At 67.2% G+C, this 17373-nt stretch carries 20 protein-coding genes; 11 read left to right on the top strand and 9 right to left on the bottom strand.

Annotated features, from left to right (window positions below):
* Positions 1-6: 6 nt before the first annotated feature.
* Positions 7-1203, bottom strand: coding sequence for an acetate/propionate family kinase (locus WDC82_RS24265; protein ID WP_340120022.1), 1197 nt, complete (start codon positions 1201-1203; stop codon positions 7-9).
* Between the two features lie 181 nt (positions 1204-1384).
* Between WDC82_RS24265 and WDC82_RS24260 the strand changes: the two genes are divergently transcribed.
* The 4 genes from WDC82_RS24260 (at position 1385) to WDC82_RS24245 (ending at position 3930) form a co-directional block, all read left to right on the top strand.
* A complete protein-coding gene (locus tag WDC82_RS24260) occupies positions 1385-1735 on the top strand; it encodes a metalloregulator ArsR/SmtB family transcription factor (protein ID WP_340120021.1) in 351 nt (116 codons plus the stop codon).
* The gene (locus WDC82_RS24255; protein WP_340120020.1) at positions 1735-2256 is read left to right on the top strand and encodes an arsenate reductase ArsC; all 522 of its coding nucleotides are present in this window, start codon (positions 1735-1737) and stop codon (positions 2254-2256) included. The genes WDC82_RS24260 and WDC82_RS24255 overlap by 1 nt, the downstream gene beginning before the upstream one ends.
* Positions 2257-2329: 73 nt before the next feature.
* Positions 2330-3430, top strand: a complete 1101-nt coding sequence (mtnA, locus tag WDC82_RS24250) for an S-methyl-5-thioribose-1-phosphate isomerase (RefSeq protein WP_340120019.1) — start codon at positions 2330-2332, stop codon at positions 3428-3430.
* Complete coding sequence (locus WDC82_RS24245) at positions 3427-3930, top strand: hypothetical protein (protein ID WP_340120018.1); 504 nt, start codon at positions 3427-3429, stop codon at positions 3928-3930. The genes mtnA and WDC82_RS24245 overlap by 4 nt, the downstream gene beginning before the upstream one ends.
* A gap of 127 nt (positions 3931-4057) precedes the next feature.
* Here the strand turns inward: WDC82_RS24245 and WDC82_RS24240 are convergent, their stop codons facing one another.
* Together WDC82_RS24240 and WDC82_RS24235 are read right to left on the bottom strand one after the other, a co-directional pair.
* Positions 4058-4423 (bottom strand): cupin domain-containing protein, encoded by a 366-nt coding sequence (locus WDC82_RS24240; RefSeq protein ID WP_340120017.1) that lies wholly within the window; start codon positions 4421-4423, stop codon positions 4058-4060.
* Positions 4420-5241: a DUF2189 domain-containing protein gene (locus tag WDC82_RS24235; RefSeq protein WP_340120016.1), complete on the bottom strand. Its 822-nt coding sequence runs from the start codon at positions 5239-5241 to the stop codon at positions 4420-4422. The genes WDC82_RS24240 and WDC82_RS24235 overlap by 4 nt, the downstream gene beginning before the upstream one ends.
* Positions 5242-5399: 158 nt before the next feature.
* On the opposite strand from WDC82_RS24235, the gene WDC82_RS24230 reads away from it, so the two are divergent.
* The gene (locus WDC82_RS24230; protein ID WP_340120015.1) at positions 5400-6047 is read left to right on the top strand and encodes a LysE family translocator; all 648 of its coding nucleotides are present in this window, start codon (positions 5400-5402) and stop codon (positions 6045-6047) included.
* Positions 6048-6169: 122 nt separating this feature from the next.
* Here the strand turns inward: WDC82_RS24230 and WDC82_RS24225 are convergent, their stop codons facing one another.
* Entirely contained in the window at positions 6170-7018 is an 849-nt protein-coding gene (locus WDC82_RS24225; protein ID WP_340120014.1) for a phytanoyl-CoA dioxygenase family protein, read from the bottom strand.
* A 173-nt stretch (positions 7019-7191) separates the two neighbouring features.
* Here WDC82_RS24225 and WDC82_RS24220 point away from each other — a divergent pair, with 173 nt between their 5' ends.
* The 6 genes from WDC82_RS24220 to rpiB all read left to right on the top strand — a co-directional run bounded on the left by WDC82_RS24220 (position 7192) and on the right by rpiB (position 12429).
* The gene (locus WDC82_RS24220) at positions 7192-8100 is read left to right on the top strand and encodes a ribokinase (RefSeq protein WP_340120013.1); all 909 of its coding nucleotides are present in this window, start codon (positions 7192-7194) and stop codon (positions 8098-8100) included.
* A gap of 264 nt (positions 8101-8364) precedes the next feature.
* The gene (locus WDC82_RS24215; RefSeq protein WP_340120012.1) at positions 8365-9111 is read left to right on the top strand and encodes a FadR/GntR family transcriptional regulator; all 747 of its coding nucleotides are present in this window, start codon (positions 8365-8367) and stop codon (positions 9109-9111) included.
* Between the two features lie 22 nt (positions 9112-9133).
* Positions 9134-10132 (top strand): TRAP transporter substrate-binding protein, encoded by a 999-nt coding sequence (locus WDC82_RS24210; RefSeq protein ID WP_340120011.1) that lies wholly within the window; start codon positions 9134-9136, stop codon positions 10130-10132.
* Between the two features lie 72 nt (positions 10133-10204).
* On the top strand, positions 10205-10669 hold the full coding sequence (locus WDC82_RS24205) for a TRAP transporter small permease subunit (RefSeq protein WP_340120010.1): 465 nt from the start codon (positions 10205-10207) through the stop codon (positions 10667-10669).
* Between the two features lie 8 nt (positions 10670-10677).
* A complete protein-coding gene (locus WDC82_RS24200; protein WP_340120009.1) occupies positions 10678-11952 on the top strand; it encodes a TRAP transporter large permease in 1275 nt (424 codons plus the stop codon).
* Positions 11953-11982: 30 nt separating this feature from the next.
* Positions 11983-12429 carry a ribose 5-phosphate isomerase B gene (rpiB, locus tag WDC82_RS24195; RefSeq protein WP_340120008.1) on the top strand — a complete coding sequence of 149 codons (447 nt, stop codon included), beginning with the start codon at positions 11983-11985 and terminating at the stop codon, positions 12427-12429.
* A 7-nt stretch (positions 12430-12436) separates the two neighbouring features.
* Here rpiB and WDC82_RS24190 read toward each other — a convergent pair whose 3' ends face one another.
* The 5 genes from WDC82_RS24190 to WDC82_RS24170 all read right to left on the bottom strand — a co-directional run bounded on the left by WDC82_RS24190 (position 12437) and on the right by WDC82_RS24170 (position 17040).
* Positions 12437-13162: a DUF2161 family putative PD-(D/E)XK-type phosphodiesterase gene (locus WDC82_RS24190; RefSeq protein WP_340120007.1), complete on the bottom strand. Its 726-nt coding sequence runs from the start codon at positions 13160-13162 to the stop codon at positions 12437-12439.
* A gap of 29 nt (positions 13163-13191) precedes the next feature.
* Positions 13192-13722 (bottom strand): rhodanese family protein, encoded by a 531-nt coding sequence (locus WDC82_RS24185; RefSeq protein WP_340120006.1) that lies wholly within the window; start codon positions 13720-13722, stop codon positions 13192-13194.
* A gap of 8 nt (positions 13723-13730) precedes the next feature.
* Positions 13731-14060 carry a metalloregulator ArsR/SmtB family transcription factor gene (locus WDC82_RS24180; protein ID WP_340120005.1) on the bottom strand — a complete coding sequence of 110 codons (330 nt, stop codon included), beginning with the start codon at positions 14058-14060 and terminating at the stop codon, positions 13731-13733.
* Between the two features lie 111 nt (positions 14061-14171).
* A complete protein-coding gene (locus tag WDC82_RS24175; RefSeq protein WP_340120004.1) occupies positions 14172-14897 on the bottom strand; it encodes an endonuclease/exonuclease/phosphatase family protein in 726 nt (241 codons plus the stop codon).
* On the bottom strand, positions 14890-17040 hold the full coding sequence (locus tag WDC82_RS24170) for a VTT domain-containing protein (protein WP_340120003.1): 2151 nt from the start codon (positions 17038-17040) through the stop codon (positions 14890-14892). The genes WDC82_RS24175 and WDC82_RS24170 overlap by 8 nt, the downstream gene beginning before the upstream one ends.
* Positions 17041-17373: the final 333 nt, after the last annotated feature.

The following is a 17373-nucleotide window of genomic DNA, read 5'->3' as shown; positions in this document are numbered from 1 at the left end:
GGCCCATCATGCATTCGCCGCGGCGCGGCCGCCGGCCAGCAGCGCGCGGGTGTGCCGGGCGATCATGCTTTCCTCGTCGGTCGGGATGATCCACAGCCCGAGCCTGCTTTCGGCGGCGGCGATCTTCGCTTCCGCCGCATCGTTGGCGCGCGCGTCGAGGGCGGCACCCAGCCAGGCGAGGCGGCGGCAGACGGCGGCGCGGATCGCTGCCGAGCGCTCGCCGATGCCGGCGGTGAAGACCACGGCATCGAGGCCGCCCAGCAGGGTGGCGAGTTGGGCGATCTGCTGGGCGATGCGGTCGCAGAACATCTCGACCGCCTGCGCGGCTTCCGGCCTCTCGCTGGCCAGCAGGTCGCGCATGTCGGCGCTGACGCCGGAAAGCCCCAGCAGGCCGGACTGCTTGTAGAGCAGCGTCTCGAGATCCTTCGCGCTCATGCCTTTCTCCTGCAGCAGGTAGATCAGCACGCCAGGGTCGATGCTGCCGCAGCGCGTCCCCATGATGAGGCCGTCCAGGGTGGAGAAACCCATGGTGCAGGCCTGGCTGCGGCCGTCCTTCAGGGCGCAGAGACTGGCGCCGTTGCCGAGATGAGCCACCACCGTGCGGCCCCGGGCCGCCGCCGCGTCGTAGCCGGGCAGGGCGCCGGCGATGTACTCGTAGGAAAGGCCATGGAAGCCGTAGCGGCGCAGGCCCTCCTCGGCATAGTGGAGCGGCAGGCCGTAGAGCTGGTCGCGCGCCGGGATCGAGCGATGAAACGCGGTGTCGAAGCAGGCGACCTGGGGCACCTGCGGCGCCCGGCTGGCCAGCGCGCGGATGGCGGCAAGGTTGTGCGGCTGGTGCAGCGGTGCCAGCGGCACCAGCCGCTCCAGCTGCGCCAGCACATTGCCCTCGACCAGTACCGGCGCGGCGAAGCCGGTGCCGCCGTGCACCACCCGGTGGCCGGCGGCCGCGATGCGCACCTCCGGCAGTTCGCGCGCCAGCCAGTCCAGCAGGAAGCCGAAGAAGTGCGCGTGGCCCAGCGTCTTGCCGTCGGGCCAGGCGTCGTGGAAGGTCCGCCCGGCGACCTTGGCCTTGAACTGCGGCTGGACGCCGATGCCCTCGATGATGCCGTCACCCTCGGAGGCGCCGCCTTCTCCCGCCGGAAACAGCGAGAACTTGATGCTGGAGGAGCCGGCATTGACCACGAGAATCATGGATTGGGGCATGGACCTTCACGCGCCCTGCTTGGGCGTTCCCTGCGGGCGGCCGGTCGCGCCCGCCGCCGCCTTTGCTTGTTGTTCTTGCTTCTGGCCGCCCGAAGGGTCGGGCCGCCGCCTCAGTCGGCCTCTCTCATAAAGCTTCCTGAAAGCGCTTGCCATATTTTGATAGTTCAACGATTATCAAATTATGGATGAGACCCAAGCCACCCAGGCCCTCGGCGCCCTGGCCCAGCCCACCCGCCTCGCGGTTTTCCGCCTGCTGGTGCGCGAGGGGCCGGAGGGCGTGCCGGCGGGCGAAGTCGCCGAGCGGCTGGGCGTGCAGCCGGCCACCCTGTCGTTCCACCTGGCGCAGATGGAACGCTCGGGGCTGCTGACCGCGCGGCGGAGCAGCCGGCAGATCTTCTATGCCGCCGACTTCGCCGCCATGCGCGCGCTGGTCGGCTTTCTGCTGGACGACTGCTGCCACGGGCGGCCGGAAATCTGCGCGGGTCTCGGCAAGGATGCGGGCCGGAAGGAGCCCGAGAAGGAGACACTGTGATGGCCGCGAATGAGAACCAGAAAGTCTTCAACGTCCTTTTCCTTTGCACCGGCAATTCGGCGCGCAGCATCATGGCCGAGGCGATCCTCAACCGCCTCGGCGCCGGCCGCTTCCGCGCCTACAGCGCCGGCAGCTATCCGACCGGCAAGGTAAACCCCTACGCGCGCGACCTGCTGGCGCGGCTCAACCACCCGACCGAGGGCCTGCGCAGCAAGAGCTGGGACGAGTTTTCCGCGCCCAACGCGCCGCGGATGGATTTCGTCTTCACCGTCTGCGACAACGCCGCCGGCGAGGTCTGCCCGATCTGGCCGGGCCAGCCGATGACGGCGCACTGGCCGTTCCGCGACCCGGCGTCGGCGGAGGGTAGCGAGGCGGAGATCCGCCAGGTCTTTGCCGAGGTCTACGGGCAGATCAACAACCGCATCAGCATCTTCGTCAGCCTGCCGCTCGACGCCCTCGACCGCCTCAGCCTGCAGAAGCGCCTGAAGGAGATGGGGACACGCCAGCCGGCCGGCGTCTGAGGGGACGGCGGGTCTGGCTCTCGCCGTGCCGAGCCCTTAGGATGGCGCTCTCGCTAAAACAAAGAGCGCGCGCATGAAGGTCGACGGCAAAGCATACAGGACCATCTGGGTAAACGGCGACGGCTGGTCGGTGGAGATCATCGACCAGACGAAGATGCCGCACCGCTTCGAGACGGTGACCCTCACGACGCTGGACGAAGCGGCGCACGCCATCAAGGCGATGCTGGTGCGCGGCGCACCGCTGATCGGCGCGACGGCGGCCTACGGCGTGTGTCTTGCGCTGCGCGACGACGACAGCGACGAGGCTCTCGACCATGCCTACGACACGCTCTATGCGACGCGGCCGACGGCGGTGAACCTGCGCTGGGCGCTGGACGAGATGCGCGCTGCCTTGCGCAACCTGCCGCGCGGCGAGCGTCTCGCCGCCGCCTACAAACGCGCGGCCGAGATCTGCGACGAGGACGTCGAGATCTGCCAGGCGATCGGCCGCCACGGCCTGAAGCTCATCCGCGCGATCGCCGCGCGGAAGCCGGCTGGCGAAGCGGTGAACATCCTCACCCACTGCAATGCCGGCTGGCTCGCCACGGTGGACTGGGGCACCGCGACGGCGCCGATGTACATGGCCTTCGAGGAGGGTATCCCGATCCATGTCTGGGCCGACGAGACCCGCCCGCGCAACCAGGGCGCCTCGCTGACCGCCTGGGAGCTGGGGCGTCACGGCGTGCCGCATACGGTGATCGCCGACAATGTCGGCGGCCACCTGATGCAGCACGGCAAGGTCGACCTCTGCATCGTCGGCACCGACCGCACCACGGCGAGCGGCGACGTCTGCAACAAGATCGGCACCTACCTGAAGGCGCTGGCCGCCCACGCCAACGATGTGCCGTTCTACGTGGCGCTGCCGTCGCCGACCATCGACTGGACGGTGCACGACGGCGTAAAGGAGATCCCCATCGAGGAGCGCGGCGGCGAGGAGGTCGCGCAGATGACCGGCCGCACGGCGTCGGGCACTATCGAGACGGTGACTCTCACGCCCGACGGCAGCCCGGTCGCCAACTTCGCCTTCGACGTGACGCCCGCGCGCTACGTCACCGGCCTCATCACCGAGCGCGGCGTGGCGGAAGCGTCAGCGGAGGGCCTGGCGAAATTGTTTCCGGAGCGGACTGAGAGATGAGGCGGCGCCTGCTCCGGCATTTTTCTGCAATTCTTCTGGCTACAGCGGTACTTGTCTTGCCGGCGTTGCCTGCAAACGCATGCATGATCAATGAGCGCTATGAGCCGGACAAGCCCTTCTACGAACACTTCTTCAATGGAGCGATGGTCATCTTTCGCGGCTATCCCATTGCGTACCGTCATCCCGAGCCAAGTGGTCAGACTGTTTTCAGCGATCGGGTAGAGATTACTTTCAGCGTCTCTGAGACCTACCAGGGCGAACAAAGGAATAACTGGACTGCTGTTTGGATTACTACGGCCTTTTCCAAGCCGGTCGATCTTGTGACTTTCAAACAAGAGATTGGCGACGACCTCGTGGTCGTCTTGGCGGAGTCGAGTAACGTTGTCGCCATTAAATTCGGCGACTTGCCTTTCGTTGCCCATGAAAACTGCGGCCAACCGGGCATGCGGAGTTACGCTGTGATGGAACCCGTTTTGCGTAGTAGGAAGCTGATCGACTGAGTTGGCACCGGCCCATCCTTCGAGACGCCGCCGTGCGGCGGCTCCTCAGGATGAGGTAGCGCCACGGAACTGAGACCTCATCCTGAGGAGCGCTGCGAAGCAGTGCGTCTCGAAGGATGGGCCGCCGCTAGATCCACACGTCGTTTTCGGCCGTGCGCGCGCTTGCCTCGTGACCGGTGTTCGTCACGCCGCGCGGTTCGATGAGCATGACCTGCGTTTCAGTCGCCGCGTAGGGCTTGTGCTCGACCCCCTTGGGCACCACGAACATCTCGCCGGGGCCGAGGGTGACGGCGCCGTCGCGGAAGTCGATGCGGAGTTCTCCATCCAGCACAATGAAGGTCTCGTCGGTGTCCTGGTGGTCGTGCCAGACGAAGTCGCCTTCCAGCTTCACGATCTTGAACTGGTAGTCGTTCATCTCGGCGATGACCTTGGGCTGCCACGGCTCCGAGAACAGCCCGAACTTCTGCGCCAGGTTGATTGCTTTATAGGTCATGGGCTTGCTTCCGGTGCGACGAGTTTACGGTAGAGATGCCAAGTGGTGTGTCCGAGGATCGGCAGCGCCACGAAGAGCCCGAGGAAGAAGGGCGCCATGGCGATCATCAGCAGCACCATGATGATGAAGGCCCAGCCGATCATGGGTACCGGGTTCTGCACGACGGCGCGCACCGAGGTGATCATGGCGGTGACGAAGTCGACCTCGCGGTCCAGCAGCAGCGGGAAGGAGACGACCGTCAGCGAGAACAGCACCAGCGCCATGAAGGCGCCGATGACGTGGCCGACGGCGAGAAACATGAGGCCCTCCGGCGTGCCGACGATGACCTGCACGAAGCCTTCCAGGGAGGTCGGCGCGCGCAGGCCGATGAAGAGCGCGATGAGAATGCGCACCTGATACATCCACATGACCAGGACGAAAAGGGTGACGAAGGCCATCCAGCCGGTCTCGCGCTTGCGCTGGGCGACGACGACGCCGAGGACCGGCTTCCACTGCAGCGGCTCGCCGGTCTCGCGCCGTCGGCTCACCTCGTAGAGGCCGACGGCGACGAAGGGCCCGATGAGGGCGAAGCCGACGGCCAGGGGATAGGAGATGTAACCCATGTCGAGGGCGGCGGCGGCCAGCACGATGAGCATGCCGCCGACGGCATAGATGCCGCCGAAGAAGAGGCCGAAGGCGGGCGCCGCGCGGAAGTCGCGCAGGCCCTGCTCCAGGGAATCGATGAGGGCCGCAAGGGTGATGGTCTGGACCCGCGGGGCGGGTTTCGGCGCCGCTTCGCCGGTCTCAGCGGGCGCGGGGTGGACTTGCTCGTCGGCCATGGTCCCTTCCTCCTGTTCTGCCGTGCCTTTCTTTGCTGTGAAGGCAACTTCCCTGGCGCCGATTATGGGGTGACGATTATGGGGTGCCGATTATGGCGGATTTCCGCCGGTGGATATAGCCCCTGCCGCCGGCGGCGGCGTTCTGCTAGAACCGGTTCATGACGATCTCGATGTCGCTTGAAACCCTCGCGGCCTTCACCCTGGCCATGTTCCTGCTCTCGGTCTCGCCGGGGCCGGGCTTCCTCATGGTGGTCGCCCGCGCGCTCTCCGGGGGCTTCGCCGCGGGTCTCGCCGCCGTCGCCGGGCTCGTGGTCGGCGACATCGTTTTCCTGGTGCTGGCGATCCTAGGCCTCAGCACCCTGGCGGCGGTGATGGGCGAGTTCTTTCTGGCAGTGAAAATTCTCGGCGCCGCCTACCTCGTCTGGCTGGGGGTGAAGACCTGGCGCAGCCGGCCGAGCCTGCCCCCCCTGGAAGCGCCCGAGGCGGCGGCGTCGCAAAGGCCGCATCCCAAGTCACTGGGGCGTTCGGCGCTGCTGGGATTCTTCGTCACCCTCGGCAATCCCAAGGTGATCCTGTTTTACGGCGCCTTGCTGCCCACTTTCGTCGACCTGGAAGCCCTGACCGGCGGCGACATCGTCGTGCTGGCCATGGTGGTCACCGCCATGCTGTTCCTGGTGCTCGGCACTTACGCCTTCCTCGCCGCGCGCGCCGGCCGCGTGGTGAAGAGCGAGCGCGCCCTGCGCTGGGTGAACCGCGCCACCGGCGGCCTGCTGGTCGGCGCCGGCGTGGCGGTCGCGACGCGGTAGGGGCGGCTGATCCATGGACCCTCGGGCCAAGCCCGCGGGTGACAGTTGAAATGGTCGCTTGCTCTTTGCGACATCCGGATAGTCATGCTCGGGCTTGACCCGAGCATCCAGGAACCGCAGCCTCAATCCACGAACATCGGGCCGGGTTTCGTGTAGAGCTCTTCGTAGTGCACCAGGCTGTGTTCGCCTTCCAGCGGGCAGGGCTGGCCGTCCTGGAAGGCCCATTCGCCGCGCTCGCAGTTCGCCGCCGTTACATAGCCGTTGATGTAAAAGCGCCGGTCGATGCGCGAGGTGTTGGGGCCGGAGCCGTGCAGGGTGTGCACGTGCCACAGCGCGATGTCGCCGGGCTCCAGCTCCAGCGTTACGGCGCTCGCCGGATCGATGCCGAGGCGCGCGAGGTCTTCGGTATCCATCGCCTCCTTCATGGAAGGCCGGTCCGCATCGAACGGCAGCTCGCCCAGGCGGTGGCTGCCGGGCACCACCACCACGGCGCCGTTCTCGCGGCGCTGCGGGTCGACGGCGATGCCCGTCTGCACGTAGGAACTGGCGAGGTCGCGGTAGGCTTCGCGCGGGCGGCGCGAGCGCGAGTCCTGGTGGAAGCCAAACTCGGCGCGGGTGCCCGGCGGCTTCCAGTGCAGCTGGTTGATGATCTGCTTGATGTCGCGGCCGATGAGTGGCTCCAGGATCGCCAAGAGGCGCAGGTCGCGGCGCACCAATTCCAAGTCCGGCTCCAGCCAGGCGGTCCACTGGGCGTAACGCAGCAGGCTGCCCGCTCCGGCTTCCTCGGCCATGCAGAAGAAGACGTTGCGGTCGCGCCAACTCCGGCCGCCGGCCAGTGCCCGGGCGTGGAGGCGGTCGAAGGCCGCGGCCATGGCGGCGACCTCCTGGGGCGCGAAGACGCCGCGCACCACGGCATAGCCCTCCGCCCGGAACTGCGCCACGTGCTCGCCCGACACCGAAGATCCGCTCATGAAGGCTTGCTGCCTTTCCTGCATCGCATCGCCGGGTCTAAATACCACAGATCGTTGAGAAAAGCGCGCCCCTCTTCGGCTTCGGCGTCGGGCAGGGCTCAGCCGTCGGCCGGTTGAACCGCGGTGAAGGGGCGGATAAGGTCTTGGCCGTTTTTACGCGAAATGGGGTATCCATGATCACCGTCTTCGGATCGCTGAACGCCGACCTGGTCTGCCAGGTGCCACAGTTGCCGGTGCCCGGCGAGACGGTGACCGGCCCGAGTTACACCGTGGTCGCCGGCGGCAAGGGTGCCAATCAGGCGCTGGCCGCCGCGCGCGCCGGCGCCGCGGTGCGCATGGTGGGCGCCGTCGGCCGGGACGCTTTCGCCGAGGCGGCGCTGGCGAGCCTGCGCGAAGGCGGTGTCGATCTCTCGGGCATCGTGGAAAGCCCAGAGCGTACGGCCTGCGCCTTCATCGGAGTCGACCCGGCGGGGCAGAACCTCATCATCGTCGCGAGCGGCGCCAACCTGGAGACTCGGGCGGAACAGCTTCACCGCACCGGCCTTCAGCCGGACGACCTGCTGCTGCTGCAGATGGAGGTGACGCACGCCGAGAACTGGAAGGCGGTGGCGGTCGCCAAGGCGGCCGGCGCGCGCGTGGTGCTGAACCTGGCGCCGGCCGGTGCGGTACCGCCGGAGACCCTGCGGCAGGTGGACTTCCTGGTGGTCAACGAAACCGAGGCGCGCCAGCTCGGCGAACAACTCGGCCTGGCCGAGCGCACGCCGGAAGAGATCGCCGCGCGCCTGGCGGCCGATTTCGTCGCCCATTGCATCGTTACTCTCGGGGCCGAGGGCGTCGCCGCCTACGGCGCCGGCGGTACCCACCGCCTGCCGGCCCTGTCGGTCGAGGTGGTGGACACCACGGCGGCGGGCGATGCTTTCGTCGGCGGCTTCGCGGCGGCAATTCACCAGGGGCAGCCGATGGAGCGGGCGCTGGCGCAGGGCGTTGTCACAGGCGGCCTCGCCTGCCGCAGGTTGGGCGCCCAGTCCAGCCTGCCGCCGCGCGATGAGATCGACGCCGCCCTTCAAGGCTATCGCTTCTAGACAGTCCTTTACCCCGTGCGGAGTTGCTGAAACGCGCGCCGCGATTCCGCCTGATCACGCGCCCTTCCCGCAGGGGGCGCGGTGCATCGGCGCGGGTGAGAACCCTCCGCCCCAACCCGTCCGGCACTGCTGAAAGATCCAGTGGTCTTACCACTATTCTTGGCACTGGGCCCCTGTATGCCAAGATAATCTGAAACATAAATTGACAGTGCTATGCCAATTGGTCAAAAGTGGTCAGGCCAGTTTTGACCTGTGGGAATACGGATGACCCTGAGCGAGCGCGCCATCGACCTGCTGGGAACGGAAAAGGTCGTCGCCTACTTCCGCGAGCAGCTGCTGTCCGGGGCCCTGAAGGCCGGCGACCGCCTGATGAGCGAGCGCGAACTGTCGCTCGCCCTGGGGGTTTCCCGGCCGGTGCTGCGCGAGGCCTTACGCTCGCTCGCCATGCTCGGCGTGCTCGACATCCGCCACGGCAAGGGCGCCTACGTGAAGCCCGCCAACCTCGCGGTGCTGTCCGACTTCCTCACGTTCTGCCTGGCCCAGCAGCCGGATATTCTGGACGACGTGATGCAGGCGCGCATCGCCATCGAGTGCCAGGCCATAAGACTTGCCTGCGAGCGCGCGGGTGACAGCGACCTGACGCGGATCAGCGGCCGGCTGGCGCACCTCATGGAGACGATCGACGATCCCGAGCGCGGCGGCGACGCCGACTTTGCCTTTCATCTCGCCATCGTGGAGGCGGGCCGCAGTCCCGTCCTGCTGCAGCTCTACCAGGCGCTTGCCGAGCTCCTGAAGCGCAGCCACGTCGAGCGCCGCGAGCAGACCGTCGCGATCCCCGGCATCCGGGACTACCTCGTCGACGCCCACCGCGAGGTTTTCCTCTCCATCGTCGCGCGCGATCCCAATGCCGCGGAGGCGCGGTTGCGCGAGCACTTCGCGATCGGCGACGAGTTCCGACGCAAGAGTTACATAGCCGCCTATGCAAAGGCGGCATCACAAGAAGAAGACTAAAACTACAGGGAAAGGAAATGCCATGTACCCGTTGAACGCCCGCCGCGCCCTGGCGGGCGCAGCCCTCATTGCCGCCCTCGCCGCAGGCACCGCCGCCGGCGCCGAGGAGTTGCGCTACGCCCACGTCGGCTCGGAAGGCGACATCCAGACACGCTACGCGGCGGAAGCCGCCGCCGCCATCGCCGAGGCGACCGGCGGTTCGGTGACCGTTCAGGTCTATCCGGCAAGCCAGCTCGGCGGCGTCGCCGAGATGGTCGATGGCGTGCGCATGGGCTCGATTTCCATGGGCCACCACGACTTCGCGTCCCTGGCCCGCATCGTTCCCGAGGTGGCCGTTTTCAATGCACCCTTCGTCTACCGCGACGGCGCCCACGCCCTGGCGGCGACAGATCCGACCAGTTCCCCCGCCTTGCAGGCCATCAACGAGAAGCTGGTCGCCGAAGGTGGCGTGCGCATCGTTGGCCGCATCTATCGCGGCGCGCGCCATATCTCTTCGAACTTCCCGGTGAAGTCGCCGGCCGATCTCGCCGGCAAGCCCTTCCGCGCCGTGCCGCTGGACCTCTGGGTTTCCATGGTGAAGGGCTTCGGCGCCACGCCGACGCCGGTCGAGGTTGCCGAACTGCCGACGGCGCTGATGACCGGCCTGGTCGTCGGTCAGGAAAACCCGCTCACCATGATCAGCGCCAACAAGCTCTACGAAGTGCAGTCGCACGTGGCGCTCACCGGCCACATGCAGTCGGTGCTGGCGGTCTTTGTGAACGAGGAGGCCTGGCAGGCGCTGTCGGAAGAGGACCGCGCGGCCATCACCGAGGTGCTTGACCGCAAGGCCGAGGAATCGCTGCAGTGGGCTAACGAATCGCAGGCCCAGCTGGTCGAAGAACTGAAGGGCCACGGCATGACGGTGATCACCGAACAGGAAGGGCTCGACATGCCGGCGTTCAAGACCTCGGTGCTGAAGCAGATCAGGGCCGACTTCCCGAACTATCAGCCCTACATGGAGCAGATCAACGCGGTCGAATAGACCGGTCTTCCGGGCGCGGGGGCGGATCGTCGCGATCCGTTCCCGCCGGTTCTGCGCTAGGAGGACCACGCCATGCCGATCGTCAGCAAGCTGCTCTCCGCCTGTTGCGTCCTTGTGCTGGTCGCGCTTGTGGCCGTGCCCTTCATCCAGGTCGTGATGCGCGATCTCTTCGGTGCGCCCATCATCGGCGCCGAGGAGTTCACGCGCTTCTTGCTGATCGTGCTGGTCTTCACCGCGTTTCCGATCGTTGTCATGCAGCACGAGAATATCGTCATGGCGGAGTTCCGCGAGGCATTGCCGGCGCGGCCGCGCAAGGTCGTGGCCTTCGTGATCGCCCTCTCGGCGGCGCTCGCGGCGGGCTTCATCGCCTATGTTGCCTGGATCACCATTTTCAAGAACCTCAACAATGCGACGCCGACCCTGAAGATTCCCTTCTGGCTCTTCCTGGGGTCGACCTTTGTCGGCTTCGCGCTCGCCGCCGTCGTTCACCTGCTCGACACGCGCCACCCGCCGCGTGAAGAAACCACCGTGCTCTGAAGGGCGTCATGGGCCTCATCGTCATCGCCGCCTTCCTGCTGCTTTTCATCGCCGGTTTCCCGGTGGTCTACGCCATCCTCATCCCTTCCATCGTCTATGTGCTGCTGGAAGGGCTGCCATACGGGCTGCTTGCCCAGCGGGTGACCTATGCGCTCGATTCATTTCCGCTGGTGGCCGTGCCGATCTTCATCTTCGTCGGCAACCTCATGAACTCCGCCGGCATCACCGACCGTATCTTCCGCTTCGCCGACACCCTGGTGGGCCGTGCGCCGGGCGGGCTGGCCCAGGTGAACGTCTTTTCGAGCCTGATTTTCTCGGGAATGTCGGGGGCGGCGCTGGCCGATGTCGGGGGGCTGGGCCGCATCGAGATCGCGGCGATGCGCAAGCGCGGCTTCACCGCGCCTTTCGCCGCGGCCGTGACCGGGGCCTCGGCGGTCGTCGGGCCGATCTTTCCGCCCAGCATCCCGCTGATCGTCTACGGCTCGGTCACCAGCGTCTCCATCGTGCAATTGCTGATCGCCGGCATCGTGCCCGCGCTCGTCTGCGTGGCCCTGCTGATGCTGACGGTCGCCGTGCTGTCTTACCGCCACAGGATGCCGCGCGCGGAGCGCTGGCCGACGGGCGGTGAGGTGCTGCGCGACCTGCAGCCGGCCCTTCCGGCGCTCTTCGCGCCCTTCCTGATGATTGCCGGTATGCTGGCCGGCCTCTTCACCCCAACCGAAGCGGCGTCGGTCACGGCCGTCTACGTCATGGTGATCAGCGCGCTGTTCTACCGCGACCTCACCTGGCCGCACCTCTGGCAGGCCCTGATCATCACCGTGCGCAGCACCAGCGCCATCCTCATTATCGTCGCGGCCGCGGCGCTGTTCGGCTGGATCCTGGCGGTCGAGCAGGTCCCCCAGGACTTCTCGCGCTGGATTCTTCAGTTCAGCGCCAATCCGATCGTCCTGATCCTGATCGCCAATTTCATCTTCTTTGTCGCGGGTATGTTCCTCGACTCCACGACGGCGACGCTGCTGGTGGTGCCGATCATTGCACCGCCGCTGGTACTGGCCGGAATCGATCCGGTGCACCTCGGCATCATCGTCATCTTCAACCTGATGTTCGGCCTCTTGACGCCGCCCATGGGGCTGTCGCTATTTTTGCTGACGAGTATCGCGGAGATCTCGCTGCGGCAGCTGCTGCGGGCGCTGCTGCCGTTCTATCTGCCGCTGCTGGCAACCCTTGCCGTCATATCCTTTGCGGATTGGCTGGTCCTATGGTTGCCGGGCCTGCTGCGCTGAGCCAACCTGAAACCACAAGGACCATCTGCTATGCGTATCGTCATCGGGTCAGACCATGCGGGCTTTCCTCTCAAGGCCGCCATCGTCGAGTTCGTGCGAGGCCTGGGGCACGAGGTGGAGGACGTCGGCTCGCATAGTCCCGAACCCGTCGACTTTCCCGACATCGCGCGCGCTCTCACCGACAGGATCGCGGCCGGGCAAGCCGACCGCGGGCTGATGGTCTGCGGCACCGGGGTCGGCGCCTCGATCGCGGCAAACAAGGTCAGAGGCATCCGCGCCGCCGTCTGCCATGACGTCCATTCGGCGCACCAGTCGGTCGAGCATGACGATGTCAACGTCATGTGCATCGGCGCGCAGATCGTCGGACCCTGGCTGGCGAAGGATCTGGTGGCCGCATACCTTGGCGCCGAGTTCTCCACCGACGAAGACTGCCGCCGGCGGGTGGCGAAGCTGGCGGAGCTGGACGCGGCGCGCTAGCAGCCTGCTAGCGAGGGCCCCGGCGCTTGTGCTGCGGGACTTCGGTCGAATCGAGGTCCGGCAGCATATCGGCATAGAGCGCGAGGGCCTCGCGGCCCTTGGGCGAGAGGTCGTAGATGCCGCGCTCGACCCGCAGGAACCAGCCGTAGACATCGCGCTGCAGCAGCGGGGCGGCCTTGGCGACGCCGCTGCCGGCGGCGATGAGGGCGGCCTTGGTCGGGCCGTCGCGCAGCAGCAGGGCGGCGCAGCGCAGGGCGTTCTGGCGGTAGGCTGTGACGATGGGGCGGCGCGTCTGGCCGCCGGTGTTGGGGTCGCCGACGCGCTGGGCGAACTCGCGCAGCAGCAGCGCCTGGCGCTTGCGGTTGGGACGCGGCTGGTAAGGCAGCGGGTCGAGCAGGGGTTCGACGACGGCCTTTTCGGGATGCACGACCAGCAGTCCGAGGCCGAGCCGTCGGCACAGCTTCAGCATCCCCTTGCGGTCGCGCCGCCAGCTTGCCGCCCGCGCCGGCGCGGCGAAGGCGAGATAGACCTGGTCGCTCATCGCCAGGCGGTCGACGCCCTGCAGCACGAGGGCGAGGTTGAAGGCCTTCTTCAGTTCGACGATGACCGGCGGCTCCTCGCCGCGGCGCGCGACCAGGTCGCAGCCGCGCACTTCCGCTTTCACGGCGTAGCCCTGGCCTTCCAGGAAGGCCTTCACCGGGGCATAGAGGTCTTCTTCGCGGGCGACGGTCACGCCGGCGAGTCTAGCCGCAGTGACGGAGTCTAGACCAGCATCCTCCGGTTCCAGGGCATGACGGCCAGCAGGCTCGCCATGGCGCAGGTCCCGGAGACCCCGGCAAAGGTGAGGCCGGCGCCGACAAATCCGGACAGCAGGAAGAACCAGGGCGAGAGCGCAAAGCCGAGGATGACGCCGGCCAGCACCATCAGGCCGGCGGTAATCTGGACCTGGCGCTGGATGGGGATCGGCATTTTGCGGTTCACCACGGTCGCGAGACCGGCCTTCTTCCAGCCGCCGAGGCCCTGATCCAGCTGATAGACCTCGGCGAAGCCGGTGCCGAGGATCTGCGGCGCCGCGCCAGCGGTACGCGCGCCGCTGGCACAGTGGAAGATCGCGATCTTGTCGCGGTTCTGCGGGAAGTCCTTGGGGCTGAAGCCGGACAGCGGTACGTGGTGGGCGCCCGGCACGTGCTCGCGCGCGAACTCGTCGCTTTCGCGAATATCAATCAGCACCGCCCTGCCGCTGTCGATCAGCGACTTGGCTTTCATGGCATCTATTCTGTTCAGTGTGGTCATGGCGGCTTTCAGTCTCCAGAGACGCCGGTTTTGGCACCCGCGGTCTTCGCCTGTCCGGCGGGGGCGCAGTAGAGGTCATAGAGCAGCGCGATGACGGCGCGCGCCTGCGGGCCCGTCAGGCTGTAGTGCACCTGCCGGCCATCGCGCCGGGCGGTCACCAGCCCGTCGCTGCGCAGCAGGGCAAGCTGCTGAGAGACGGCGGCCTGGCGCAGGCCCAGGATCCCGGCCAGTTCACCCACGGTCTTGTCGCCCTCGGCCAGCTGGCACAGGAGCAGCAGGCGGTTCTCGCTGGAAAGCGCCTTCATCAGGTCCGCCGCCGCGCGGGCCTTGGTCAGCATGTCCTCCGCTTTCATGAATTCATAAATATGAATATGTCGGGCGTTCGTCAAGGGGGCCCGCGGCCGCGGCATCAAACGCCTGGAAAACCGCGGGAACCGGGCCGAGAGGCCTCAGCGGGGCACCGGCAGGGCCAGTTCCGCCACCACCGGCAGGTGATCGGAGGCGCCGCGCGCCTCGCTGGCGATCCAGGTGCGGGCCAGCAGGTCGCCGGGCCGGCAACAGATGCGGTCCAGCGCGAAGAGCGGGAAGCAGGCCGGGAAGCTGGCATGGTGGGTCCAGCTGTGAAACAGGCCGAAGAGATCCCGCTGCACGCGGAGCGGCCAGAACCATTCGTTGAAGTCGCCCAGAAGCAGCACGGGTCCGTCCAGGTCGTCGCTGATGATCTCCTTGAGGGCGGCGACCTGGCGCCGGCGCTCGCGCCGTCCGAGGCCCAGATGGGTGGCGATCACGCGCAGGCGCGCGGTCGGCAGCTCGACGCTGGCCGACATGACCTTGCGCGGCTCGCGGCCGGGCTGGGAGATGTCGTGGACCCGCTTATTCTCCAGCGGAAAGCGGCTGGCAAGAATCTGGCCATAGCGGCCGTCGGCGCCCGAGATCGCCCAGGCATCGTGGCCGTGCTCGCCGACCTCGGCGCGCAGCAGGTCGTAGACTTCGCCGACGCCCGCGGTGCCCGGCACGCTGCGGCGCCGCGAGTCGATCTCCTGGAAAGCGGCGATGTCGGGCGACAGCGCCCGCACGCTGGCGCCGACCCTTGCGATATCGTGGCGCCCGTCGCCGCCGATGCAGCCGTGGACGTTCCAGGTCAGCACCCGCAGGTGGGGCTTCAGGTCAGGCATGGCTGCCCCGCAGTCGCGAGGCGAGGGCCTGCAGTCCGAGTGACGTCGCCAGCCAGGCCAGGATGAAAAGGCCGAACAGCGCCAGCTCCATCGGCTCCGGGTCGGTCAGCACGCGGCCCAGCTGATTGCCCATCAAGGTGATGATCAGGATACCCGGCGCCATGCCGAGGACGGTTCCCATCACGAAGTCGGCGAACTTCACATGGCTGGCGCCGGCGGCAAGGTTGATGAAGCTGAAGGGCGCAATGGGCAGCATGCGCAGCGCCGCCACGGACAGCACGCCGCGCTTGGCCAGCGCGCGGCTGATCCGGTTGATGCGCGTGCCGAGCAGATTGCGCAGCGGCTGCGCGCCGGCGGTGCGCCCGATGATGTAGTTGAGGCAAGCAGCAAGGATCGACCCGGCAAGGGCGCAGCCGAAGGCGAACAGGGGATCGAACATCAGCCCTGTCATGACGATCAGCACGGTAACCGGGAAGAACACCAGGCTGCCGAGCAGAAAGGCGGCGATGACGATCAGTGGCGTCCACCAGCCGCTGCCCAGGGACTCCAGGATCGCCTTCAGACTGTCGGGATCGGTGAAGTCCGAGAGCGGCGTGTAGCGCCACAGAGCAACCAACCCGAGGATCACCGCGCCGGCCGCGGCCAGCTTGACGAAGCGGGAGATCGGTTGTTTGTCGTGGCTGCCGCCGAACATGTCGCCGACGAACTCCGGCGTTCCGATGGGGCGCTCGGGGTCGGCGAACTGTCCGACGGCGCGCGCCAGATCGTCGGCCGGAACACCGCTCAAGTCGATCGGCTTCAGGCCGCCGTCACCGGCCGAGAAGCGCTCCAGCACGGCAAAGAGCGAGCCTTCAGCCGCCATCGCTTCGGCGACCTCGGCGGCCTCGCACCCCAGGTGTTCGGCCAGCAGGCGGTCGCGCAGGCCGCGGATGGCGGCGCGCTCGGCATCATCGCCGGCCTCCAGCGCCAGGTCGCACTCGCTGTCGGTGCCCATCGAGCGGTTGTTGAGGTTGGCGGAGCCAACGCGCAGCAGGCGGTCGTCGACGATCATCACCTTGGCATGCACCATGACGCCCTCGCCGGTGTCGTCGCCCGGGATGGTGGGGAAGACCAGCTTTACGCGCTCCGCGACGCCGGCTTTCTCCAGCCGCTCCACGAAGTGGCGGCGCCCGGTATTCATGGCGCGCTCCTCCAGCCAGCTCTGGTGGACGTTGGGCGCGACGATGAGGACTTCGAGGTCGGGCTTCTGCTTCAGGCGTTCGATCAGACTGCTGCAGACGCTCTCGGTGGTGAGGAACTGGTTTTCTACGTAGATCGAGCGCTCGGCAGCCTCGATCGACCTGAAAAACAGGCGTTCCACCTCGCGCACTTCCTGCTGGCCGTCATAGGCGGGATAGGTGCGGGCGATGCCGACCCTGCAGTCGGCGAAGTCGGGCTCGAAACCTTGCGGCCAGGGGTCGTTCGCGGACTTCGTGGCGGGCGGCGTTTCGCAGGCGGCGCGCTGCCAGCGATAACGCACGAGCTGACCGAGCGCGCGCGCGGCCTCGCCGTCGACCATCATCTGGATGTCGTGAAAGGGACGGTAGTCGGCGCCGTGCGGATCGCTGCGTTCCGGGTTCTTCAGGCTATGATCCGACGTATCCCAGCGTCGCACGGTGATGTCGAGGCCGCCGGAGAAGGCCAAGGCATCATCGATCACCACGACCTTCTGGTGATGGCAGGCGCCGATCGGCAGCACGTCGTCCAGGCAGACGGAGATCTCCGACGGGGTCGACCAGTCGAGTTTCACCTCCGGCAGCGGTTCGCGCTCCAGGGCATAGAGCATCGAGTAGTCCCACAGCAGCAGGTGGATCCTCAGACCGGGGCGGCGCTTGACCAGTTCGACCAGGAACGCTCCGAAGGCCACCGGCAGATCGTCGTCCTTGTCCTTCTCGCCGCCGGGCCCCACCAACCGCGTGCGGCTGTCGATGTCCCAGCCGACGATGAAAACCGTCTCCTTGGCGTTCAAGAGGGCACGGCGCAAGGCGAGGAAGTAGTCGGCGCCGTCGATCAGCACCCGCGCCCGCGGGCAGGCCGCCCGGCGCCAGCAGGTTTCGTTTTCCTCGAGGATCGGGGCAGAGGGCGGGGCGGTTTTGGCGGCCATGTCTTTGCTGACGAGGGTGATTCCCAGGGTTCACGGCTCATCGGGACGGCCGCGCATTCTGGTAACGTAGCGCGTCGGGGATTGGTTCCCAAGAGCGGCGCAAGCCGTTGGAATATTAGCAAAAAAAAGGGGGCCCGGTCGAAACCGGCCCCCAAAAGCGGTTCTGCCCTGCTTCGTGCAGAAGGGATTGTGGCGGCCGGGCGAGGCGGGGGCGCGCTGCGTCCCCGCCCGGTCCCGATCCTTTTAGGCGACGTTGAACATGAAGTCGTCGTCGTGGAGGTCGTCGGTGTTGAGGCCGACGAGGCGCAGCTCGTCGCCGGCGATCTCATCCAG

It is taken from the genome of Pelagibius sp. 7325, from assembly GCF_037652055.1.
Classification (GTDB): domain Bacteria; phylum Pseudomonadota; class Alphaproteobacteria; order Kiloniellales; family Kiloniellaceae; genus Pelagibius.
The sequence above is the reverse complement of the archived record's forward strand: the minus strand, read 5'-3'. Positions and strand labels throughout refer to the sequence as shown.